Annotated in this window: 21 protein-coding genes; 15 read left to right on the top strand and 6 right to left on the bottom strand. The window is 36.4% G+C overall.

The genetic code is table 11. The annotated features are described in order from the left end of the window. Positions 1-29: 29 nt before the first annotated feature. Positions 30-554 (bottom strand): sigma-70 family RNA polymerase sigma factor, encoded by a 525-nt coding sequence (locus ATZ35_RS14310; RefSeq protein WP_208927829.1) that lies wholly within the window; start codon positions 552-554, stop codon positions 30-32. Positions 555-653: 99 nt separating this feature from the next. Here ATZ35_RS14310 and ATZ35_RS14305 point away from each other — a divergent pair, with 99 nt between their 5' ends. The 5 genes from ATZ35_RS14305 (at position 654) to ATZ35_RS14285 (ending at position 5,744) form a co-directional block, all read left to right on the top strand. Beyond that, entirely contained in the window at positions 654-1,283 is a 630-nt protein-coding gene (locus ATZ35_RS14305) for a helix-hairpin-helix domain-containing protein (protein WP_208927828.1), read from the top strand. Between the two features lie 163 nt (positions 1,284-1,446). Beyond that, a complete protein-coding gene (locus ATZ35_RS14300) occupies positions 1,447-1,956 on the top strand; it encodes a ComE operon protein 2 (RefSeq protein WP_208927827.1) in 510 nt (169 codons plus the stop codon). Further along, entirely contained in the window at positions 1,919-4,261 is a 2,343-nt protein-coding gene (locus tag ATZ35_RS14295) for a DNA internalization-related competence protein ComEC/Rec2 (RefSeq protein ID WP_244148175.1), read from the top strand. The genes ATZ35_RS14300 and ATZ35_RS14295 overlap by 38 nt, the downstream gene beginning before the upstream one ends. Before the next feature lie 48 nt (positions 4,262-4,309). After that, on the top strand, positions 4,310-5,341 hold the full coding sequence (gene holA / locus ATZ35_RS14290; RefSeq protein WP_208927826.1) for a DNA polymerase III subunit delta: 1,032 nt from the start codon (positions 4,310-4,312) through the stop codon (positions 5,339-5,341). Between the two features lie 16 nt (positions 5,342-5,357). Further along, complete coding sequence (locus ATZ35_RS14285; protein WP_208927825.1) at positions 5,358-5,744, top strand: ester cyclase; 387 nt, start codon at positions 5,358-5,360, stop codon at positions 5,742-5,744. A gap of 125 nt (positions 5,745-5,869) precedes the next feature. Here the strand turns inward: ATZ35_RS14285 and rpsT are convergent, their stop codons facing one another. Next, positions 5,870-6,124, bottom strand: a complete 255-nt coding sequence (rpsT, locus tag ATZ35_RS14280; protein ID WP_010772698.1) for a 30S ribosomal protein S20 — start codon at positions 6,122-6,124, stop codon at positions 5,870-5,872. Positions 6,125-6,403: 279 nt separating this feature from the next. Between rpsT and ATZ35_RS14275 the strand changes: the two genes are divergently transcribed. The 3 genes from ATZ35_RS14275 (at position 6,404) to ATZ35_RS14265 (ending at position 8,768) form a co-directional block, all read left to right on the top strand. Then, a complete protein-coding gene (locus tag ATZ35_RS14275) occupies positions 6,404-7,381 on the top strand; it encodes an inorganic phosphate transporter (protein ID WP_208930501.1) in 978 nt (325 codons plus the stop codon). A 12-nt stretch (positions 7,382-7,393) separates the two neighbouring features. Continuing rightward, the gene (locus ATZ35_RS14270; RefSeq protein ID WP_208927824.1) at positions 7,394-8,017 is read left to right on the top strand and encodes a DUF47 domain-containing protein; all 624 of its coding nucleotides are present in this window, start codon (positions 7,394-7,396) and stop codon (positions 8,015-8,017) included. Between the two features lie 112 nt (positions 8,018-8,129). Next, positions 8,130-8,768 (top strand): HD domain-containing protein, encoded by a 639-nt coding sequence (locus tag ATZ35_RS14265; protein WP_208927823.1) that lies wholly within the window; start codon positions 8,130-8,132, stop codon positions 8,766-8,768. 104 nt (positions 8,769-8,872) lie between these two features. On the opposite strand, the gene ATZ35_RS14260 is transcribed toward ATZ35_RS14265, so the two are convergent. Beyond that, positions 8,873-10,786, bottom strand: coding sequence for a heavy metal translocating P-type ATPase (locus ATZ35_RS14260; protein ID WP_208927822.1), 1,914 nt, complete (start codon positions 10,784-10,786; stop codon positions 8,873-8,875). 265 nt (positions 10,787-11,051) lie between these two features. Continuing rightward, positions 11,052-11,882 carry an undecaprenyl-diphosphate phosphatase gene (locus tag ATZ35_RS14255; protein ID WP_208927821.1) on the bottom strand — a complete coding sequence of 277 codons (831 nt, stop codon included), beginning with the start codon at positions 11,880-11,882 and terminating at the stop codon, positions 11,052-11,054. Positions 11,883-12,060: 178 nt separating this feature from the next. On the opposite strand from ATZ35_RS14255, the gene ATZ35_RS14250 reads away from it, so the two are divergent. The 5 genes from ATZ35_RS14250 to ATZ35_RS14230 all read left to right on the top strand — a co-directional run bounded on the left by ATZ35_RS14250 (position 12,061) and on the right by ATZ35_RS14230 (position 17,238). Then, on the top strand, positions 12,061-12,552 hold the full coding sequence (locus ATZ35_RS14250) for a PTS sugar transporter subunit IIA (RefSeq protein ID WP_208927820.1): 492 nt from the start codon (positions 12,061-12,063) through the stop codon (positions 12,550-12,552). A 201-nt stretch (positions 12,553-12,753) separates the two neighbouring features. Beyond that, complete coding sequence (locus ATZ35_RS14245) at positions 12,754-13,818, top strand: DUF871 domain-containing protein (RefSeq protein WP_208927819.1); 1,065 nt, start codon at positions 12,754-12,756, stop codon at positions 13,816-13,818. A gap of 1 nt (position 13,819) precedes the next feature. Then, positions 13,820-14,707, top strand: a complete 888-nt coding sequence (murQ, locus tag ATZ35_RS14240) for an N-acetylmuramic acid 6-phosphate etherase (RefSeq protein ID WP_208927818.1) — start codon at positions 13,820-13,822, stop codon at positions 14,705-14,707. A gap of 19 nt (positions 14,708-14,726) precedes the next feature. Then, a complete protein-coding gene (locus ATZ35_RS14235; protein ID WP_208927817.1) occupies positions 14,727-16,163 on the top strand; it encodes a PTS transporter subunit EIIC in 1,437 nt (478 codons plus the stop codon). Positions 16,164-16,380: 217 nt separating this feature from the next. Then, entirely contained in the window at positions 16,381-17,238 is an 858-nt protein-coding gene (locus tag ATZ35_RS14230) for a MurR/RpiR family transcriptional regulator (RefSeq protein WP_208927816.1), read from the top strand. Between the two features lie 85 nt (positions 17,239-17,323). Here the strand turns inward: ATZ35_RS14230 and ATZ35_RS14225 are convergent, their stop codons facing one another. Beyond that, positions 17,324-18,025 (bottom strand): histidine phosphatase family protein, encoded by a 702-nt coding sequence (locus tag ATZ35_RS14225; RefSeq protein WP_208927815.1) that lies wholly within the window; start codon positions 18,023-18,025, stop codon positions 17,324-17,326. 231 nt (positions 18,026-18,256) lie between these two features. Then, positions 18,257-18,883, bottom strand: coding sequence for an MBL fold metallo-hydrolase (locus ATZ35_RS14220; protein WP_208927814.1), 627 nt, complete (start codon positions 18,881-18,883; stop codon positions 18,257-18,259). A 212-nt stretch (positions 18,884-19,095) separates the two neighbouring features. Here ATZ35_RS14220 and ATZ35_RS14215 point away from each other — a divergent pair, with 212 nt between their 5' ends. Together ATZ35_RS14215 and ATZ35_RS14210 are read left to right on the top strand one after the other, a co-directional pair. Beyond that, a complete protein-coding gene (locus ATZ35_RS14215) occupies positions 19,096-19,485 on the top strand; it encodes a hypothetical protein (protein ID WP_208927813.1) in 390 nt (129 codons plus the stop codon). After that, positions 19,466-22,030: a DEAD/DEAH box helicase family protein gene (locus tag ATZ35_RS14210; RefSeq protein ID WP_208927812.1), complete on the top strand. Its 2,565-nt coding sequence runs from the start codon at positions 19,466-19,468 to the stop codon at positions 22,028-22,030. Before ATZ35_RS14215 ends, ATZ35_RS14210 begins: the two co-directional genes overlap by 20 nt. The last annotated feature ends 120 nt before the right edge of the window (positions 22,031-22,150 follow it).

Raw genomic sequence — 22,150 nt, 5'->3', positions numbered from 1 at the left:
TCCTCCTTGTTTTTATTTTCGCCAGTTGTTCAGATGTTTGGATCAAATAACTCTTTGATTTTTTTTCGACCACGAGATAGATGATTATAAACTTGAGTAACATCCATTGTTAATTCCTTGGCAATTTCACTTGGTGTGTCTTGATAATAGTAGTATTTAAGGAAAATCAATTGATCTTCTTCTGATAAATTTTGTAACAAATCCAAGAAATTCTCTTTTTCAAAATAGTCATCTACTAGGGGACTTTCAGGGAGTTGCTCCATGGGAATTATATTTTGTGCACGAATGATCGCTCGTTTTTTATCTAAACAAATATTCCGTGTGATGGTTAAGCTCCATGTTTTTAAGCTGCTCTTATCCGCATCGTAACTAGCTATTTTCTGCCAAATACGATAAAACACCTCATTTTCAGCTTCTTTCCGATAGGTTATTTCCTCCGGATGATTTAAGAGCGCCCGGATGCATTTAACGATATCACTCCCCAATAGATCGATAAATTGTTCTAACCCTAAAAAATCCCGCTTTATTAATAACGCTATAATTTCCTTCTCCATCTTTTATCACCTTCTTACCCTATTATACGATGAACTTTTTCCTTTTCTATCATGAAAATAGAAAAATAGTGCGTATCTTTATTTTGAAGGAGGAAAAGTATGGATTATCGTGAGCTGTTGAAAAAATATAAACAATATTTAATTGTTGGGATGATTTTAGTACTGTTGATCAGCGGAAGTATTTTTTTCATGATCGTTAATAGTAAACAAAAGCAAGTGCCGAATCCAGATGAAGCATTGATCATGAATTCAACTAGCGCATCTCAATCGTTAGAAAGTGAGTCGGTTTCACAGCAAATATACGTGGATATAAAGGGCGCTGTGAAAAAACCAGGGATGTATGAAGGAAAGGCTAATATGCGTGTCTGGGACGCTGTGATGCTTGCTGGCGGAGTGAATGAGGAGGCAGACACAAAGCAAGTCAACTTTTCTGAACGAATCACAGATCAGATGGTGATTTATGTTCCCCAATTTGGCGAGGAGGTTCAGTTTTCAGACCAAGGTAGTGAGGCTAAAGAAAATCCCTCAAAAGACACAAGTAAAGTTGATCTTAACCAGGCTGATGAGTCTGAACTGCAAACCTTGCCTAGCATTGGTCAGAAAAAGGCCCAAGAGATCATTCGCTACCGAGAAGAAAAGGGCGGATTCAAAACAATTGACGAGCTAAAAAATATTTCAGGTTTTGGCGAAAAAACATTTGAAAAACTAAAAGAGTCGATTAAAGTGTAAAATAGTGTTGAATTCTGGAGAATAAATAGCACTGTTTTATAAATATAGTATGCAGGTTCTTGACGAGACTTTTTCTATAATTTACTATTTGTATATCCTACTAAAAAAATTAACTATCGGCAGAATAACTTTAAAAATAAATAAATCATAAAAGGAGCAAACTATGACATTTGAAAGAATCCCTTGGGATCAATATTTTATGGCACAAAGTGTGCTTTTATCGTTAAGAAGTACGTGTACTAGACTTGAAGTCGGTGCAACGATCGTTAGGGATAAACGAATCATTGCTGGAGGTTACAATGGATCAGTAAGTGGTGATGTTCACTGCATAGATGATGGCTGTTATATTGTGGATGGTCACTGTGTAAGGACGATCCATGCAGAGATGAATGCAGTCTTACAATGTGCCAAATTTGGCATTCCTACAGAAGGTGCTGAGATTTATGTGACTCATTTTCCTTGTTTACAGTGTACCAAGATGATTTTACAAGCTGGTATCAAAAAAATTCATTACCTAAAAGATTATCGAAATGATGAATATGCATTGGCTTTGATCAAGCAAGTAGGTGCAACAGTAGATCAGGTAACCTTATCAAAAAAAAATTTTGCTGAATTACAACTAGGAGAAGAAGAGCTTGCTTCAGTGGACGAAGCATCTCAAACAGATCAATAATTACTGGATTTTTCCAGTATTAGTAACGATAGGAACAGTCTTTTTCGTTTTAGAACCAACACTTTTAACCGGCATTATCTGGCTGTCTTTTATTGGCCGCGTAGTCTGTACAGGAAATAAAATGATTGTTAGTGTTAGTTTTTTATGTATCTTTATGATGATAGGTCTATGTTGGCAAATCCGCAGCAAAGAAAAACACTCAAAATTTCCAGAAAGAACCGCAGTAAAGGGGCAACTATCTATATTGCCAGACCGATATAAGATCGATGGGGATCGTCTCCAGTTAGAGGGGTCATTTGCTACTCATAAAAAAGAAAAGCGAAAAGTAGTAGCATTTTATCAGTTTTCATCAGAACGTGAAAAACGAAACTGGCAAAAAGTAAATCAACCAATAACTATCGATCTTATAGGCGAGTTTGAAACACCACTAGCAAAAACAAATCTTAATGGATTTGACTATCAAAAGTATTTAAAAGAAAATAATGTCTATCAAACATTGACGATCACTAACATCCATACAATAAAAAAAGCAATTCCAGAGGTTTACGATATTCTTTCATGGCTAAGTGTTTACAGGAAAAAGGCAATCGATTATTGTGACCAAGTATTTTTGAGCGAAACGGCATTATATCTTAAGACGTTGATTTTTGGGTTTAAATCAAGTGAGTTTTCACAAAAAGAAGGAGTTCTAGCGAATTTAGGTATTCTTCATTTGTTTAGTTTATCTGGAATGCACGTGTTTTTTTTTGTGGGGAGCTTTAGGTATTTGTTTTTAAGAGCAGGAATCACAATAGAACGTCTATTTTGGCTACAACTGGTCTTCTCGGTTGTCTATGGGGGCCTTACTGGATTTTCAATCAGTGTTGTTCGAGCTTTGCTACAAAGTATGATTTCACTAAGTAATCGTGAATTTAAGTGGGGCTTGTCAGGATTAGATTGTTGGAGTGTGACGCTGATAGTTGGGTTGTTTTTTCGACCCTATTTACTATTTTCAGTCGGTGGACAGTTAAGTTACGGGCTATCTTTTTTCATTTTGTATGTTCAGCCAATTACAGAGCGGATCAATAATCGCTATTTGCGGATGTACTGTTTTTCTATATTGTTGAATGTCATGATGATTCCTTTGGTTGGGTTAACATTTTTTGAGTGGCAGTTGACAAGCAGCCTATTTACTTTTTTACTGCTCCCTGTGTTTGAAAAATTTATCTTACCCATTTTAATGGTTAGTTTGGTGAGTTCATTTATCTTCAAACTGCAGCTTTTAGTTAGGGGACTGGAAGTTTATTTTTTGATCCAACAAAGTATTTTTGAATGGTTGAGCCATCACAGTACCGTTACATTGGTGATAGGAGCCTTTTCACCAATTTTGTTTCTAACGCTTTCTATCTTACTTTTTTTGTTTCTGCAAATGTTGTATAAACGATCCAACAAAGTTTATGGATTAGCTGTAGCAATCGTTTTACTGCTTTTTAGTAAATATTTTTCGCCAAATGGCACTGTTGCATTTATTGATGTTGGACAAGGAGATAGTATTTTTATTCAAACACCGTTTCATCAAGAAAATATGCTGATCGATACGGGTGGCAAGCTTGATTTTGGAAAAGAAAAGTGGGCAACTAGACAGAATAAAAAAATGAATGCTGACTATTCTGTGATTCCATATTTGAAAAGTAAAGGCGTTAAATATTTGGATAAAGTGTTGATCAGCCATGGAGATATCGATCATTGTGGTGATTTACTCGCAATCAATAAAAAGATTCCAATTCGTTCACTTTATTTTCCCGAAGGTACAGAGAAAAAAGTCGCCTTTCTTCGACTTCTTGAGGGGCTAAAAAAAAGTGGAACAAAGTGTTACCCAGTTCTGGCAGGCGCAGTGATCAGCCAGTCAATCCCGTTAAAGATTCTCGCACCAACTACTCCAGGAACAGGAGAAAATAAAGATTCTATGGTAGTCTATACTCAATTAGCTGGCAAACGTTTCTTATTCACTGGGGATTTAGAAAAAGAAGGAGAAGTACAATTGATAAAACAATTTCCTTCATTGAAGATAGACGTATTGAAAGTGGGACATCATGGGAGTATGACGTCATCAGATGCTTCGTTTATTCAAAGCATCGACTTATCAGATGCGGTAATTTCATGTGGTCGGAATAATCGATTTGATCATCCTCATGAAGCAACCGTTTCAACATTAAAGGCAGCGAAAATCAATGAGTATCGAACGGATGAAAATGGTATGGTCTATTATGAATGGACACCTTTAACAAAAATGTCAGCGGCTAAAACAATCATTGAAGAAGACTAGCATTTCTTGAAATGACATGATAGGATGGATACAGAAATGAGGGAATTTATGAACTTACAAGAGGCATTGAAAAAAGTAAGACAACAGCAGTTTGCTTCTGTTTATTTAGTCCAAGGAACAGAAGGCTATTTAAGTGAATTATTTAAAACAGAATTGATGGATCAGCTGATCAAAACAGAAGATGATCAGTTCAACTATTCTTCTTTTGATATGGAAGAAGTTCCCTTATCTGTCGCAATGGAAGAAGCTGAAACCATTCCTTTTTTTGGCGACTATCGATTAGTTTTTATTGAGAATCCTTATTTTTTAACCGCCGAACGAAAAACGAATGGGCTAGATCATGATATAGATAGTTTGCTTAAGTACTTAGAACAGCCATCGCCAACGACTATTTTAGTGTTTATTGCGAATGTTGAAAAATTAGATGAACGAAAAAAAGTCACGAAGGCTGTAAAAAAACAGGCAGAAGTTATTGATGTTAATCCAATGGGAGAACGTGATGTAAGGCAATATGTTGAACAAACGATTCAAAGCGAAGGATATGAAATTCGTCCTGAAGCATTTGATTTATTGTTACAACTAACAGATTTAAACTTATCAAAAGTTATGGGAGAGTTACAAAAGTTATTTTTGTACGCTTCTGATAACAAAATAATCTCACTAATTGCAGTCAAAGAGTTAGTACCTAAATCATTGGAGCATAACGTTTTTGATTTAACGAATGATGTTTTATCTGGTAATGGAGAAAAAGCAATTCAATTATATGAAGACTTATTATTACAAGGTGAGGAAACTATCAAATTAAACGCGATTTTATTAAATCAAATCCGTTTATTTTTGCAAACTAAAATTTTAGCGAAATTAGGTTATCAACAAGCGAACATTGCAGAAACCTTAAAAATCCATCCCTACCGCGTTAAATTAGCGTTGCAGCAAGTTCGTAATTTTGAATTAAGTCGGTTAGAAGCTATTTATGATGAATTAGTAGAGAACGATTTTAAAATGAAAACAGGTAAAATGGAAAAAGAGTTGCTATTTGAGTTATTTATTCTAAAATTATCTGGGCAAGTAGCTAGTTAAAAAGGGAGAGAGTTGTTTGAGTGAGGCCAAAAGAATAGTGAGCGCGTTTTTTGAAAATGTTCGTTCTGGAAAAAATCTCCAAGCAGCATATGAGTTTATGCATGAACAAGTCATTGCTCATCAAGTTCAGTCTGAAAATGAATATACAATCACTAGATCACCTAAAGATTATATTGAGCACGTAGAAGAGATGCAGGAACTTTATGGACAATTTGAATTGATTATTCAAGAAATAGTAGCGGATGAAAATAAAGTCTATGTTCGTTGGAAACAAATTGGACAAACAGATAAAAATAAAACAATCATTCAGATTGCTAGTGCTGTTTACTTAGTTGAAAGAGGAAAAATAGCGGAGTATTGGATTCAGATCGACCGTAAAGGAATCGAAAATCAATGTCAGTAGAGCTAGACTAGTTCAACAAATCGAGTAAAAATTGTCAGCGCGAGATAAAGCTTTTTGAGCCTATCTCGCGCTTTTCTTTACAAAATAAAAAAGAAGCTAACATAAATGTTAACTTCTAAAAATCATTATTTTGCTAATTTTTTACTTAGACGAGATTTGTCACGGCTTGCTTTGTTTTTATGGATTAATCCTTTTGTTTCAGCCATATCAACAGCTTTAGCAGCTTCTGTATATAACGCATCCACATTGTCAGCACCAGCAGCTACAGCATCTTCAAATTTCTTGATTGCTGTACGCATAGCATTTTTTTGAGATGAATTTTGAGCATTCTTATTAGCGTTAGTACGTACACGTTTGATTGCAGATTCAATATTTGGCATTTCTTTCACCTCCGATAAATTAAGGTCTTACACAGGAAAATCCATATGTAATTCAACACTAATCATTATACCTAATCCAAACAGGCATTGCAATAAAAGATGACAAGTTTTTTTCCTTAACAGTAAAAATATTGATTTCTTTAGCTAAAAATCAATTTGAAATCAAGTTTGCTAGGAAAAATAGATACATTTTATAAAAAATATGCTATCATAACAGGGGAAAAATGAAATGGTGGTGTCAATGTGAATATTGCTTTAGTTGTAACGGTTACACTTGTGATGGGCGTGATATTTGTAAATGGATGGACTGATGCGCCGAATGCAATTGCAACCGCTGTCTCTACACGTGTTTTAAAGCCAAATCTGGCCATTTGGATGGCTGTTGTCATGAACTTCTTTGGTGCATTAGTGATGACCTATTTTAATGCACAGGTTGCTGAGACGATTAGTAACATCGTGAGTTTTGATGCACAGGGAAATGCCCCGCAAGTAGCTCTAGCGGCTTCTTTATTTTCGATTGTTGTCTGGTCGGTAGCAGCGTGGTATTTTGGTATTCCTACAAGTGAGAGTCATGCCCTGATAGCTGGATTGACAGGGTCGGCAATGGCTTTAGGCGGACTTGGTGCAGTGAATGGTTCTGAATGGGGCAAAGTGCTAGTTGGTTTAGTTGTTTCCACGGTGATGGGCTTTGGTGGTGGTTTCCTTGTCACAAAGCTAATTGTAATCCTTTTCAAAAATGTTGCTAGAAGGACTGCAAATAAAGTCTTTACCTATGGGCAAGCATTTGGTGCAGCTGCGAATGCTTTTTTACATGGTGCTCAAGATGGTCAAAAATTCATGGGTGTCTTTATGCTGGGACTTTATTATAATAACCTAGCAGAAAAATCAGGTTCAGGTTTTATTATTCCAATCTGGGTCATGGTGCTTTGCTCTGTCACAATGGGATTTGGGACATCTGTTGGTGGGATGAGGATCATCAAATCAGTTGGGATGGATATGGTAAAATTAGAGCGTTACCAAGGATTTGCAGCTGATTTAAGTACAGCGATTTGCTTGTTTGCTGCCTCTATTTTTGGTATTCCAGTTTCAACTACTCATACTAAGACGACGGCCATTATGGGTGTAGGTGCTTCCAAACGAGTTTCAAGCGTTGATTGGCGGATTGTCAAAGAGATGCTGATTGCTTGGATTTTAACATTTCCAGGCTGTGGTGTCATTGCCTTTGTTATGGCAAAACTATTTATAGCACTATTTTAAGGAGAGAATAAAATGGCTAGAAAGAAGCAATTTGATTATTTTGGAGAATTAGAACATTTGGCAAAAAATGCGCACCAAGCAGCAGAATTGTTAGAAGTGATTGGTCGTGATTATTCGTTAGAAAAATTAGAAACGGATGCGGAGCAAATCCATCTATTAGAACGTGAAGGCGATCAAATCGTTCAAAAAATAATGAAGGAATTATATATTTCATTTATCACACCAATCGATAGAGAAGATATTGTCGAAATAACGCAACGGTTAGATGACGTATTAGATACGATCAATAGTATTGCTTATTTACTAAGTAGTTTAGTTGTGAAAGAATTGACTGAAAATGCCAAGGTATTTATTACGTATGCAGTAGAAGCCACAGCAGGTGTGTTAACGGCTACAAAAGAGTTTGCAAAATTCAAAAATTCTAAAACGTTGCATGCGATGATCGATGAAGTAAGCGAAATCGAAGGAAAAGCGGATAAACTATATAGTGACTCTTTAAAAGCCTTATTTACAAAGGAACAAAATCCTATCGAAGTAATTCGTTGGAAAAATGTATATGATCAATTAGAAGAACTATTGAATGCTAGTGAATCTGTGGTTGATGTAATTGGTGGATTAGTTATAAAAAATAGTTGATTTAAAGAAAAATAAAGAGGGACAAAACACAGGTTGTTACTGTCTAATTATTTATCTGACTGGTAGGAAAGATACGAGAACTCGATTTCTATTCACTGATAGGAGGGACTAGATGGATCAACCAAAAATATCAGCAATCAAAAGTTATACCCAATCAATAATGGAAACCGACCAATCAGGTCATGGGATGGATCATATTAATAGAGTAGTGCGCTTATCTAGTGAGATTGCGGAAACTGAAAATTGTGATCATTTTATCGTAACAGCTGCAGCTTATCTTCACGATACAGTGGACGATAAGTTAGTCGTAAACCCAGAGCAAGCTTATCAACAACTAAAAGAATTTTTACAAAAAATTGATGTTTCTACAACACAGGTTGAACAAATCATTCATATAATAACCAATCTTTCATTTAGCCAAGAATTGGCTGGAACTGCTGAAAAACTGACGATTGAAGGGAAAATAGTGCAAGATGCAGATCGTTTAGATGCCATGGGCGCAATTGGAATTGCTCGAACGATTTATTATGGCGGTCATAAAGGAAACAAAATCTATGATCCCAACATCAAACCTAGAACACTCGAATCTAAAGCAGAATATCGAGAAGAGAGCACTGTTATCAATCATTTTTATGAGAAAATTTTATTGTTAAACGAACGATTAAATACAGCTTATGCCAAAGAAAAAGGCAAGCAGCGGCAAGAATTTTTAGAAGGTTTTTTACAAGAATTTTTGGAAGAATGGCATTGAAAGTTCAAAAACAACTGAAAGTGTCAGATAAACGAAAAAAGTTTATCTGACACTTTCAGTTTATCAAAATAGGAACGTAACGGAATATGAATAGCTGGAGTCTTCTAAATAAATTCTGTGGTTTGTGTAGAAAAACTTGTAGCTTGAGATTTTTCAATAGGAATTGTTTGCAACATTCTCAAACCATTTAAAATGACCAAAATCGTGCTTCCCTCATGACCAATAACGCCTAGTGGTAAATTAATGAGTTGAAAGAAATTTGATAAGATAAGCAGCACGATGATTCCCGCAGAAAAAATAATATTTTGGGTTACGATACGTTTTAATTTTTTTGAAAGTAAATGACTCATTTGGAGCTTTTCCAAGTCGTTTTGCATTAACACCATATCGGCTACATCCATTGCGATGTCCGTTCCTTCACCCATCGCAACACCGATGGCCGCGTTCGCTAGTGCTGGAGCATCATTGATGCCATCACCAACCATTACGTTAACGCCATAAGTTTCCTTTTGTTTTTTGATCAGAATGGTTTTATCTTCTGGTAAGCAATTAGCATAAACATCATCCACTCCAAGCTCGGCTGCTATAGCAAGAGCTGTTTTTTTGTGATCACCAGTGATCATGGTCGTTTGGATTCCTGCTTGTTTGAAATACTTGATGACTCTCTTTGCTTCTGGTTTTGGAACGTCTAGGAGTCCAAAATAAGCAATAAGTTCTTGATCTTGAAATAGGTAAATGACTGTTTTTCCTTCATTTTGAAGTTGCTCGATTTCAAGTTCCAAGTTGTTATTTAGAATAGTTTGCTTATTAAAGGTACCTTTACCAACGCGCCAAGTTGTAGAACCAATCGTTGTTTCCATACCAAAACCAACAATAGTTTTGACTTCAATTTGGCTATAATCTACAGTAACTTCATCTTCAAAGCGGAGGAGAATAGCCTGAGCTAAAGGGTGTGTCGAGTGTCTTTCCATGGCTAAAAGAATCGTTAAAGCTTCTTCTTTATTTTTTAAAAAGATCGCATCGGTCACGACAGGCGTGCCTCGGGTTAACGTTCCTGTTTTGTCAAAGGCAATTGCTTTTAGAGAGGCTAGATTTTCTAAGTAAACACCGCCTTTAAACAATACGCCATTTCTGGCACCATTAGAAATAGCAGCTAGTGTTGCAGGCGTTGCAGAAGCAACTAATGCACAAGGAGAGGCAACAACTAGTAGTACCATTCCTCTATAAAAACTTTCTGACCAAGACCAACCTAAAAATAAATAAGGGATCAAAATCATCATAGGAATCGCAATCAAAACGATTTTGACATAGGTGTTTTCTAATTTTTCAATAAAGCTCGCAGTTTGAGAGGGGGTATTTTGTGCTTCATCAACTAGGCGGATAATCTTGGCAAATAAAGTATTTTCACTTGTTTTGCTGACTGTCATTGTCAGTGCTTCACCTAAATTGATTGTTCCTCCAAAGAGTGGAGCATCTATTCCTTTTTCTACTGGGACAGATTCGCCAGTGATTGCGGATTCATCAATCGTAGATGAACCTTTTACCAAAGTACCATCTATTGGGATCCGCGCTCCTTTAGGGACGAGCAGTAGGTCGCCAATCTGTAATTGAGTCACAGTAACTTCTGTTGTTTTGCCTGACTCATCCAGTAAATAGGCAGTATCAGGTTGCATATTCATCAAACTGGCAATCTCTTTTTTACTTTTGTTTGTTGTGTATTCCTCTAAAGCCCCGCTAAGACAAAAAATGAATGTCAGCATTGCCCCTTCAAACCAATTGCCAATAATACAAGCTCCGATCGCGGCTAAGGCCATCAATAAATCCACATTAAGATGTTTATTCTCCAAAGTATCAAGAATGCCTTCTTTTGTTTGCTTATAACCACCAAAAAAAATAGCTGTGACAAAAATGAGTGGATAAAAGCGTAAACCTGATTTTTCTAAAATAAAACCGACGATCATAAATAGTAAACATAAGATAGTAGCTAGAATTGCTTTTTTTTCCTCTGAAAGTTTCATTGTGATCACTCCTTACAATGAGCATAGCACAAATAAATTCTAATTGATAATTAAATCACTTAATTGAGAACGATAGTGATTATCAATTAGATTAACGCTGTTATTATAGTGTTTCTTCGTGTATTTAAAATAGATTAATTCTAATTGGTAATGATAATCATTATCAACATAATTCAAGGTAATTCTATAATAAATCAACAAGTTCTAAAAAATATAGTTTTAATCCGCATAAAAAAAGAACCGATTAAATCGGTTCTAAATGTTATTATGAAAATAGCCAGTAACTAATGAGTAGCACACCTAATACAATTCGGTACCAACCAAAAGCGGTGAAATCGTTGCGTTTTAGGTAGTTCAATAAGAACTTGATTACAATAATTGAAACAACAAATGCTACAATCGAGCCAACCAATAAAATGAATGTTTCAGTAAAGCCAAATGAATTTCCTTTCATTACGAACTTTGCAATTTTCAAAAAGCTTGCTCCAAACATGACCGGAATTCCAAGGAAAAATGAAAATTCTGTTGCGACAAAACGTGAGGCTCCAATAATAATTGCACCAAGAATCGTTGCTCCTGAACGTGAAGTACCAGGGATTAATGAGAGCACTTGGAAGAACCCGACGATTGCTGCGGCTTTATAGGTAAAGTCTCTTAAATCGGTGCATTTTGGTTTACGATCTCGATTCCTTTTTTCGATGACCACAAAGGCGATTCCATAAACGATCAGCATCAATGCAACGGTAAAGAAGTTATGAAATTTTGCTTCCAACCAATCATCAAGTGGAATACCAATGATTGCAGCTGGCGCACAAGCCACAATAACTTTTGACCAAAGAATCCAAGTATCTTTCTTTTCTGTTTCGTTTTTTTGAGGTGAGAATGGGTTTAGCTTGTGGAAATAAAGCACAACAACAGCCATAATCGCACCAAGTTGGATGACGACATTGAACATTTCCATGAAGTCTTTGCTGAGATTCATTTTAATGAATTCATCGACCAAGATCAAATGTCCGGTGCTACTAATAGGGAGCCATTCGGTGACTCCTTCGATAATGCCTAAAATAATTGCTTTCCATAAATTTGATAAAAGCATAGGTTCAATCCTTTCCAGCATAAAATAGTCAATCACTAATAGTATACCTTTTACAATCAGAAAAACCAACTAAGTTTTCATGACCAATAGAAAAATTTAGAGACTGGTCTGTTCTGTATTGTAATTATTCAAAGAATTTTCTATACTATTACTATTCATAAAAGTTGGAGGAGAAAATATGTTTGGATTTTTGAAAAAGAAAGAACCAGTTCAATTAAATGAAACGCTATACGCAGTAGCTACAGGAGAATTGATCCCAATCAGCGATGTAAATGATCCTGTTTTTTCACAAAAAATGATGGGAGACGGTTTTGCAGTTCTTCCTGAATCAGGGGCTATCTATTCACCAATAGTAGGAGAAGTTTTAAGTGTTTTTCAAACCAAACATGCTGTCGGTATGAAAATGGCGAATGGGCTTGAAATTTTGTTACACATGGGAATCGATACGGTTGAACTTAATGGAACACCATTTGATATAAAAGTTAGTGAAGGAACTAAAGTATCACAAGAGACTCAAATTGCAGCAGTTGATTTAGAAGCAATCAAATCTGCTGGCAAAGCAACGGATATGGTTGTTGTGATCACCAATATGGATAAGGTGAAGAGCTTTGAACTTAATAAAACAGGTTTTGTAAAGGCTGGCGATGAAGTTGGTCTTGCTAAAGCATAGCTAATCAATCAGGCTAAGCTTAAAACAACATGTGATTCAGTTTATGTAAGGTTGGAATATGACTCTTAGAGTGATGTTCCAGCCTTATTTTCTATTCTTTTTTGAAAAATAATTTTATTTATATTCTATATTTAATAAATAAGTTGAAATATTATTTCATTTGTTTTATAATGAAAGCGGATTAGGAGGGAGCAAATAAAAATGTATGGTATTTCAGTATTTTTAGGCGAAGAGATCACCGATGACACACGCAACTATATTCAAAAAATGAGTGAAGTTGGCTTTAATGGAATCTTTACTTCGTTACACATCCCGGAAGACGACTCTGCTTTGTACCGTCAACGGCTAAGAGAGCTTGGTTCGATTGCTCAAAAATTGGATATGAAGTTAATGGTCGATATTTCAGGCGAAGCACTGATACACGCAGGGTTTTCATTTGACCGTTTGGATGAGATTACTTCAATAGGCGTTACTGGCTTGCGTATGGACTATGCTATTTCAAATCAAGTAATTGCTGAAGCCTCTCATCATCTAAATATTGGTTTGAACGCCAGTACAATTACTGCGCAAGATGTACAAGAATTGCAGATGTTTAAAGCGGATTTTTCAAAATTTGAAGCTTGGCATAATTATTACCCTAGACCTGAAACAGGTTTGTCCAGTACCTTTTTTAACGAAAAAAATAGCTGGCTACAAGAATCAGGATTTAAAGTTTTTGCATTTGTTCCAGGCAATAAGAAACTAAGAGGGCCTTTATATGAAGGATTACCTACACTTGAAAAACATCGTTACGAAAACCCATTTGCAGCAGCGATTGAACTACAAGAAAACGATCAGATAGACGGTGTTTATTTAGGTGATCCTGAAATAAACGAACGAACGATGCAGCAATTTGCTAGATACAATTGTGATCAAACAGTGCAGTTAGAAGTGGAATCTGTGGGGAGCGATTACTATTCACTTATTTTGGGTACACATGTTAATCGTCAAGATGAAGCTCGTGATGTAATCCGAAGTGCAGCTGCACGGTTTAAGGAAATAAATAGAATCGAACCAGAAACGGTAAGAGATCGTGAAATAGGTAGTGTGACTATTGATAATGTTCAATACGGGAGATATATGGGAGAAATACAAATCGTAAAAAAACAGTTGCCAGCAAATAAAAAAATCAATGTTGTCGCAAAAGTTGTAGTAGAAGATCACTCTTTGCTTAAATTGATCAGCGCAGGTAAAAAGTTTAATTTAATTGAGAAGGAGTCACTATAAGATGAATTTAGAAAAATTAACGACAGAACGTAGAAATCAGGAAACGATGAATTTGGATGAACTAACAATCAAAGATGCCTTAGAGAAAATGAATCAAGAAGATCAAAAGGTTGCAATTGCCGTCAAAGAAGCACTTCCACAAATCGAACCATTAATACAATCGATTATTGCTGCTTTCAATGCCGGTGGCAGATTGATTTATATGGGAGCCGGAACAAGTGGACGTTTAGGTGTCTTGGACGCAGCAGAGTGTGTTCCGACTTTTGGGGTTTCGCCTGAAATGGTTCAAGGTTTAATTGCGGGTGGTCAAGAAGCAATGACCGTGGCAGTAGAAGGGGCAGAAGATTCTAAAGCATTTGGACAAAAGGATTTAGAAGCGTTGGGATTGACGAATAAAGATGTTGTAATTGGTATTGCTGCAAGTGGTCGGACCCCTTATGTGATTGGTGGATTGGTTTATGCGGATTCAGTTGGTGCTGTTACGGGTTCGATTTCATGTAATAAAGAGGCTGAAATCAGCCGCTATGCTCAATTTCCAATCGAAGTGGATGCTGGACCAGAATTCTTAACAGGTTCAACTCGCTTGAAATCAGGAACAGCGCAAAAATTGATCTTAAATATGCTCTCAACGATTTCGATGATTGGAATTGGTAAAGTATACAATAATTTGATGGTGGATGTGAAACCGACAAATGAAAAATTAGTTGAACGATCAAAACGAATCATCATGGAAGCAACAAACTGTGATTATGAAACTGCAGCAGCTTATTTTATTAAAGCCGATGAAAATGTGAAATTAGCAATTGTCATGTTACTGACAAATTCTTCAAAAGAAGTAGCGGCAGAAAAATTAATACAAGGCAATAATTTTATCAAAAATACCATTTAAAAAATGAGGAGGAAAAGACATGACAGAAGATAAAATCAAACGTCTGGCTAGGGAAATTTATGAAGAGGTAGGCGGGCAAGATAATGTCTTAAAATTGCGGCATTGTATGACACGTGTTCGGATGGATATTCGGGATTATGATAAAGTGAAATTAGAAAAATTAAAAGAAATTGACGGTGTAATGGGCGTGGTTGAAGATGATACACTACAGGTTGTGATCGGGCCTGGAACCGTGAATAAAGTAGCTCAAGAAATGGTCGATATGGCGGGTGTAAAATTAGGAGAACCTTTCCCAGAACCGAAAATAGCGCAATCAGGGAAACAGTTAGTGGAAGAAAAGGCAGCTCAAGTCAAAGCAGCACAGAAAGAAAAAAATAAAAATAACTCTGGATTTAAAGCTGTTTTGAAATCGATTTCTAATATTTTTGTTCCATTGATTCCAGCTTTCGTAGGTGCAGGAATCATCGGTGGTATAGCCGCAGTAATGTCCAATTTACTCGTTGCCGGTACAATTGGAGACTCTTGGCAGCAATATATCGATGTATTAAATATTATAAAAAATGGTATTTTTGCTTATTTAGCATTATATACTGGGATCAATAGTGCGAGTGAATTTGGTGCAACACCAGCGCTTGGTGGCGTGATTGGTGCTGTAACAATGTTAACAGGAATGAATCCGGAAGCACCACTACCTAATATCTTGACTGGTGGAACGTTATCAGCAGGTCAAGGCGGAATTATCGGTGTGATTTTTGCAGTTTGGTTACTTTCATTAATTGAAAAACAACTACACAAAATCATTCCAGACTCAATTGATATTATCATTACACCAACAGTTTCTTTGCTTGTGATTGGGTTAATTACAATTTTCCTAATCATGCCGGTAGCTGGATTGATTTCCAATAGTTTGGTAGGTGTAATCAATGTTGTTTTAGAAAAAGGTGGTATGTTAGCTGGCTTCACTTTAGGTGCAACTTTCTTACCAATGGTTATGTTTGGTCTGCATCAAATTTTAACACCGATCCATATTGAAATGATTGCTCAAACGGGCATGACATTATTACTACCAATCCTTGCGATGGCAGGTGCAGGTCAAGTCGGTGCTGCTTTGGCATTATGGATTCGTTGTAAATCAGATACAAAACTAGTTGAAATGATCAAAGGTGCATTGCCAGTGGGTATTTTAGGAATTGGTGAGCCATTGATCTATGGCGTAACATTGCCTTTAGGTCGTCCGTTTATTACAGCGTGTATTGGTGGTGGAATCGGCGGAGCCGTGATTGGTGCTTTTGGAAATGTCGGCTCGATTGCAATCGGACCAAGTGGAGTAGCGTTGATTCCACTGATTGCTAACAACCAATGGTTAGCCTATGTTTTAGGATTATTGGCCGCTTATGCTGGTGGATTCGTTGCAACATTTTTCTTTGGGATTCCAAAAGATCTACAAGAAAAATAAAGCTGTATTTTAACAACTGAAAAACAACTGATCTCCTAATTTGTGGTGCTTTGACTGCTAAATGGAAAGAGATCAGTTGTTTTTTTACAAAAAGTGATTTCAGTTTGGCGAATAGATTCCTTTTCGGCTTATTTTTAGCTATAATGGAAGAGTATCTTGCCGAAATTTCTCTATTAAATTTAGTTTGATTTTTGCATAAAAGAAGGATGTGTAGGCCATGCAGCAAAATATAATTTTAACGATACAAGATCATTTTGACCATTTGCCTGGATCTGAACAAAAAGTGGCAGAGTATATTTTGAAAAATACAAGTGAAGTGATTAATTTGAGTGCTCAAGAGCTGGCAAAAAAAGCTGGCTCAAGTCCGGCCGCAATTATTCGTTTTTGCCGCTCGATCGAAGTTAGCGGTTTTACTGATTTAAAGTTATTGCTTTCAGCCAATTTGGGAGCAGTGGATACGCCAATGAATACTGAGGTTGAAAATGGTGAAACAACAGCTGCAATCAAAGAAAAGCTCCAGCATCGTTTGATTCATATCATAGAAAGAACGAATGAGCATCTAGACGATCAAGCCATCGATGAAGCTGTTAGCAAGTTGGAGACGACTGAGATCATTTTTGTGTACGGGTTAGGGGCTTCATCGTTAGTGGCACAAGATATTTATCAAAAATTTACGCGTCTTGGGTTAAGTGTTTTTTTTACAATGGATCATCACTTATTTGCTTCAGCAATCGGAACGAATCACTTGAAAGGAATTTTTATCGGAGTCTCAAACTCAGGATCAAACCAAGAAACCAATGCGTTGGCTGATCTTGCCATTGAAAAAGGTCTGACAGTGATCGGGTTAACTGCCAATAGTGATTCAGCATTAGCACAAAAGAGCACAATTTTATTATTGACTCCCATTGGTGGAGAAGCGCCTTTAAGAAGTGCGGCAACTGTATCATTGACAGCTCAGCTTTATGTAGTGGATGTGCTCTTTTTTGCTTATGCTGCTAAAAATTACGAAGAAACATTGACGCAAATCAAGCATTCTAGAGGCGCCGTTGGCATTGTAAAAAAGGAATTGAACTGAGAATTCTAGCGGATTTAATTCGTAAATCGAGAAAAATAGACTGGAAAAAGCAATAACTGCTTTTTCCAGTCTATTTTTAAGGGGATCAATGTTGATTCGAAATACGACGGCCATCTTCAATATAATGAGTATCATTGACTGTATCGATCGTAAATTTGCCATTTTCATAGATAAGTTTTGTTACACTGCCATTTTCCAAACCAATTTGCATCGGTAAACTATCATCAATTAAGGACATCAAAAATGAAATCGTCAAACCGTGGGAGACGATCAATACATTGCCCCCGCCATCTTTCTCACGATGATGAGCAATATCTTCAAATCCGCTCCAAACTCGTTCACGAATTTTTTCATAAGGTTCCGCCCAATTTGCAGTGTCAGCCGCAATGATAGCATCCGCTAGATCTTTATAACTGATTCTATTGGTCATCATATCTTCATAGTTTTTAAACGCTAAAATTCTAGGTACAACTCCCCAAAGTTCACCATCGTATCCACCATCTAAAGAGCCGAAACACCACTCACGGATACGACTGTCTGTGCCATATGGAATCGATTGACCATTAGAATGCTCTTGTAAAATGATTCGAGCAGTTTGCATGGCACGTCCACTGTCACTAGAGTAAGCTTCTTTGAACTCCGTATTGCTAAGACCAAGACCTAAATAGTGAATGACTTCTTCACCTTCTTTACTCAATGGTGTATCCGACCAACCTTGGGTTCTACCAATTGTATTGAACATTGTTTTACCATGACGAATAATATATAACGTTGTGGGTTCATTCATCTCAAATTTCCTCCTTAAATTAAAAGCGCAGCAGGCTCGTTCAACTCTGACAAGAAAATAGGATTGTGGCTATTCTTGTCACGGGCCTATTTTGTCTTTTTTTCGAAAGGCAAGCCTGCAAAGTTGGATAGCACAGGGTAAAAACGTTTCGCTTCGCTACACCTTGTACTTTTCAACATCTGTTCATTTTATTCACTGTGTTTCAAAGCAAATCAACGAGTTTAAAAAGTGTTAATTAAAGAAAGGATTTGTTTTTTTCTCATGTTCGATTGTTGTTGCATCACCGTGACCAGGATAGGCTGGAAACTCGTCGGGCAATGTGAAAAGGTAAGTAGTGATACTGTGTAGCAATTGCTGCATATCTCCAGTGTGTAAATCCGTTCTACCAATACTGCCTTTGAATAACGCATCTCCTGTCACCACAAAATCATCAAAAACAAAACTAACACTTCCAATTGAATGTCCAGGCGTTGGTACAACTGAAAAGTTGATACCGCCCAAATTATAATCAGTCAATTCAAATTCTACTTCTGCAGGTTGGACGATAATATCGGCAATATCATTATGACGGCCAAGACCAGATAAATTGAAGATTGGGTTTGAAAGCCATTCTTGTTCAAGCGGGCTGACATACATTGGAATAGTGTAAAGATGGCGCAACTCTTCAACCGCACCGATGTGATCATAGTGGGTATGAGTCAGTAAAATTGCGATCGGCTTTTTACCCGTTTTTTGGATAAGTGCGGCTATTTTAGTTGCTTCATCACCAGGATCAATAATTAAAAGGTTTGTATCATTATAAATTAAGTAACAATTTTCTTGGATAACGCCAGTTTGTATTCGTTCGATTTTCAACATAGTTTGTTGCCTCCTAGTAAATAAGATTCTTCTTCAAGTATAACGCAACTTTGACTAGAATCAAAAGGCAGAGCCATTTTTGTTTTGATTTTTAAATAAGTAGCAAAAATACCGCTTGTTGTAAGATTTACGACTGGTTTACTTTTATTTTACTATCACTCATAATGAATAAGTGTTCGATTAGCCACCTACAAAAAAAGGAGTCCATAAAAATGAAGAAAATCAATCAATTTTTAACGTCTATCCCAACTTTATTATCAAGTAAACTGTCTATTTTTATTTATTTATTCCTATTTTTCTACTTAGTTGTTTTTGCGGTACTGACTATGTGGATACCTCTATTGAAAAATGCGCAACCTTCAGCTAATGTGCAGTTGATACTGGGAAATTATACAAATGTTTTAAGTGCTCTAGGTGCTTCTTTGGCAGCTGGGAGCGGCACGCTTATTCATCATAGCTTGACTACGTTACATAAAAAGCACGATACTATGCATGATGAATTGCAAAAGACAATTACTGAACTACATGAAAAAATCGATCGTTTGGAACAAAGAAATCAAGGAAAGGATGCACAAAAAATTCATGACGATTCTAACAAGTGAAACTGTAACGTGGCGTAAATACCAAAAGCAATTATTGGAACGACTACCAAATTACAAGGAGAATCAGTCGGTTCATCTAGTTGTACCTCCGGGTTCAGGCAAAACATACTTGGGGATCGAAATCATTCGCCAGTTGAATGAGAAAACCTTGATTTTAGTGCCATCTTTAGTATTGAAGCAGCAATGGATTAGGACAATAGAAACAATATTTTTGAAAAAAACAGCTGATCGATCTGAGGTTTCTGATTCTATTGATTCATTAAAAGAGATTACAGTTGAAACCTATCAGACGATTTACAGTCGATTAAAAAATGACCCAACATTTTTTAAAAGAGAAAAAATCGGTGTTTTAGTTTTAGATGAAGCACACCACTTAAAGAAGAGCTGGGGGGAAGTGTTACTTGCTTTAAAAATTGAAGCCCCGGAATTAATTACTGTTTCGTTAACAGCTACGCCACCATATGATGCTGACTTACAAGAATGGCAGCAATATCAACTTTTAAATGGACCTATTGATGAAGAAATAGCGATTCCTCAATTAATTAAAGAGCAAGCGCTAGCGCCACACCAAGACTATCTTTATTTAGTTTCAGCACCTACAGGGATCATTGCACGCTACGAAGAATTTATGCAAAATCAATCTGAAATCGTTGAAACAATTGTTGCAAGCACTGAGATTTCAAACTGTCTGTTGCAAAAAGGCTTTATCCAAAATCCAATAGAACATGAGGAATTTATCTATCAATCTTTTGATGTATTTTTAAGCGCTTTATTATTTTTACATTTACATGGTTATCAATTAGAGGAGCAACATTGGCACATGTTAGGTGTGTCATGCTCGCAAGGGGAAAAATTATCCTTCCCAACACTTGAAAAAAAACATTTGATTCATTTGCTGACTTATTTATACGACTGCGATCCCAAGTTGTCTTTATTTACTTATTTAGAAAGTAAAGGTTGGCTAGTCCAAAATCAGTTGCAATTGTTTCCAGAATTTTCAGATCGTATAGTGAACCAAGCGCCAATTGAAAAAAAAGAAGCAATCTGTCGTATATTACTTTGTGAATATGAGAAAATGGGTCGAGACCTTTGTGGTTTAGTTTTAACAGATTTTATAAAAAAAGAGGTTCTAGCTGGGAAAAATGGTGAGTTGGAGTACGGCTTGATTCCAATATTCGATTATCTAGTTCCTTTTTTCAGTGAAGATGTAAATTTAGCTGCAGTTTGTGGCGAATTTTTAATTATTTCGAAAGAATTTCAACCCTTATTTTCCGACAGTTCAATCAAAATCACCGAGCATCCTTATTTTAGTAAATATGTTGTTGTTTATTCTAATGAACAAATGCGTTCCAAAGTTTTAAGCATTCTAACGGAGTTAGTGGATCAAAAAGAGATTCAATTACTGATTGGAACCAGTAGTTTACTTGGAGAAGGCTGGAACTGTCCTGCAATTAATACGGTTGTTTTAGCAAATCACGCTACCTCTTTTACTCAAACTCAACAACTGAGAGGACGTGGCTTACGAATGCATAAGAAAGGAAAAACAACGAATATCTGGCATTTAGCGGTTGTTCTACCTGGACTAGACTTTTCTATGCAAATAGACCTTAACCGAATCATGAAACGTATGGGCTACATCTGTGGTTTAACTTTTGAGACACAGCCGGTTATTGAAAGTGGTGTAGAACGTTTCGATCTAATAAGTGTTAGTTCCGGAAAAGAAATTGCGGTCTACAACCAAGAGATGCTGTATTGGTGCAATGAAAGGGAACAGTTGGAGCAACGTTGGAAACAAGGGTTAGAAAAAGGGAATCATTTGACAATGCCTTTAATCATTAGAAAACAAGCTGAAGATAAATCTACCACACCTTTGTTAGTCGTTAAGGCGCAAGCGGCTAAATACTTTGATAAAGGGCGACTTTATTCGGGGATAGGAATTGCAGTTTTGTCAATTGCTGGCATTTTCTCTATGATTGCGAATCCTATTTTAGGCGGTATGATTTTCGGTGTGGATGGATTAGCAATTTTAGCGACCTTCAATAGGGAAAAAGTTTTGGAAACCTATCAAGCATATGTCAGAAAAAAAGAGTGGCAAAAGGAAGTCGACCACATTCGTTATTTGGCATTCAGTGTAACGGAAACATTTGTGGAACTTGGCATGTTTGAGTCAGATGCTTTAAAAAGAATCACGATCAATGCTTCAACTAGTGAATGTACATGTTATTTTACTCAAGCAAACTACCAAGAAGAACGGCTCTTTCATACTACGATGAAGGAAGTTCTTTCACCAATAGAGAATCCGCGCTACTTTATTTATTTAAAAAACGCTGAGATTCTTAGTGTGCCAGAGGTATTTGGTCGCAATAAAAAGACGGCTATGATGTATCAAACTGCAATCAATCACTATTTTCCAGGTAAAAGTAACTTGATCTACTCCAGAAAACTAGAAGGAAGAAAAAAACTTGTTCAAGCTAAGCTTGCTAAGTATGCGTTACGTAGAGACTCCCTTCCAAAAGAAGTCATCCAAAAAAAGATTTGGATCTAAAAAAGTTCTCTTTAAAGACTTAAACAAAATGCTTCATTCATTTTGTTTAAGTTTTTTTGATTTAATATTCGTGTTTTAGTGTTGTTCAGTGAGATTTTATCTTTTTACAAAAAAAATATA

Source organism: Enterococcus rotai, from assembly GCF_001465345.1.
Lineage (GTDB): Bacteria > Bacillota > Bacilli > Lactobacillales > Enterococcaceae > Enterococcus_L > Enterococcus_L rotai.
Note: the sequence above shows the minus strand (reverse complement) of the source record. Positions and strands in the feature narration are given on the sequence as shown.

Excerpts from the sequence above, each read along its gene's own strand:
- ATZ35_RS14220 (WP_208927814.1), bottom strand. The coding sequence starts at position 18,883 with ATGTTGAAAATCGAACGAATACAAACTGGCGTTATCCAAGAAAATTGT.
- ATZ35_RS14215 (WP_208927813.1), top strand. The coding sequence starts at position 19,096 with ATGAAGAAAATCAATCAATTTTTAACGTCTATCCCAACTTTATTATCA.
- ATZ35_RS14230 (WP_208927816.1), top strand. The coding sequence starts at position 16,381 with ATGCAGCAAAATATAATTTTAACGATACAAGATCATTTTGACCATTTG.
- holA (WP_208927826.1), top strand. The coding sequence starts at position 4,310 with ATGAACTTACAAGAGGCATTGAAAAAAGTAAGACAACAGCAGTTTGCT.
- murQ (WP_208927818.1), top strand. The coding sequence starts at position 13,820 with ATGAATTTAGAAAAATTAACGACAGAACGTAGAAATCAGGAAACGATG.
- ATZ35_RS14300 (WP_208927827.1), top strand. The coding sequence starts at position 1,447 with ATGACATTTGAAAGAATCCCTTGGGATCAATATTTTATGGCACAAAGT.
- ATZ35_RS14260 (WP_208927822.1), bottom strand. The coding sequence starts at position 10,786 with ATGAAACTTTCAGAGGAAAAAAAAGCAATTCTAGCTACTATCTTATGT.
- ATZ35_RS14255 (WP_208927821.1), bottom strand. The coding sequence starts at position 11,882 with ATGCTTTTATCAAATTTATGGAAAGCAATTATTTTAGGCATTATCGAA.
- ATZ35_RS14225 (WP_208927815.1), bottom strand. The coding sequence starts at position 18,025 with ATGAATGAACCCACAACGTTATATATTATTCGTCATGGTAAAACAATG.
- ATZ35_RS14250 (WP_208927820.1), top strand. The coding sequence starts at position 12,061 with ATGTTTGGATTTTTGAAAAAGAAAGAACCAGTTCAATTAAATGAAACG.
- ATZ35_RS14235 (WP_208927817.1), top strand. The coding sequence starts at position 14,727 with ATGACAGAAGATAAAATCAAACGTCTGGCTAGGGAAATTTATGAAGAG.
- ATZ35_RS14265 (WP_208927823.1), top strand. The coding sequence starts at position 8,130 with ATGGATCAACCAAAAATATCAGCAATCAAAAGTTATACCCAATCAATA.
- ATZ35_RS14275 (WP_208930501.1), top strand. The coding sequence starts at position 6,404 with ATGGGCGTGATATTTGTAAATGGATGGACTGATGCGCCGAATGCAATT.
- ATZ35_RS14305 (WP_208927828.1), top strand. The coding sequence starts at position 654 with ATGGATTATCGTGAGCTGTTGAAAAAATATAAACAATATTTAATTGTT.
- ATZ35_RS14310 (WP_208927829.1), bottom strand. The coding sequence starts at position 554 with ATGGAGAAGGAAATTATAGCGTTATTAATAAAGCGGGATTTTTTAGGG.
- ATZ35_RS14270 (WP_208927824.1), top strand. The coding sequence starts at position 7,394 with ATGGCTAGAAAGAAGCAATTTGATTATTTTGGAGAATTAGAACATTTG.
- rpsT (WP_010772698.1), bottom strand. The coding sequence starts at position 6,124 with ATGCCAAATATTGAATCTGCAATCAAACGTGTACGTACTAACGCTAAT.
- ATZ35_RS14210 (WP_208927812.1), top strand. The coding sequence starts at position 19,466 with ATGACGATTCTAACAAGTGAAACTGTAACGTGGCGTAAATACCAAAAG.
- ATZ35_RS14245 (WP_208927819.1), top strand. The coding sequence starts at position 12,754 with ATGTATGGTATTTCAGTATTTTTAGGCGAAGAGATCACCGATGACACA.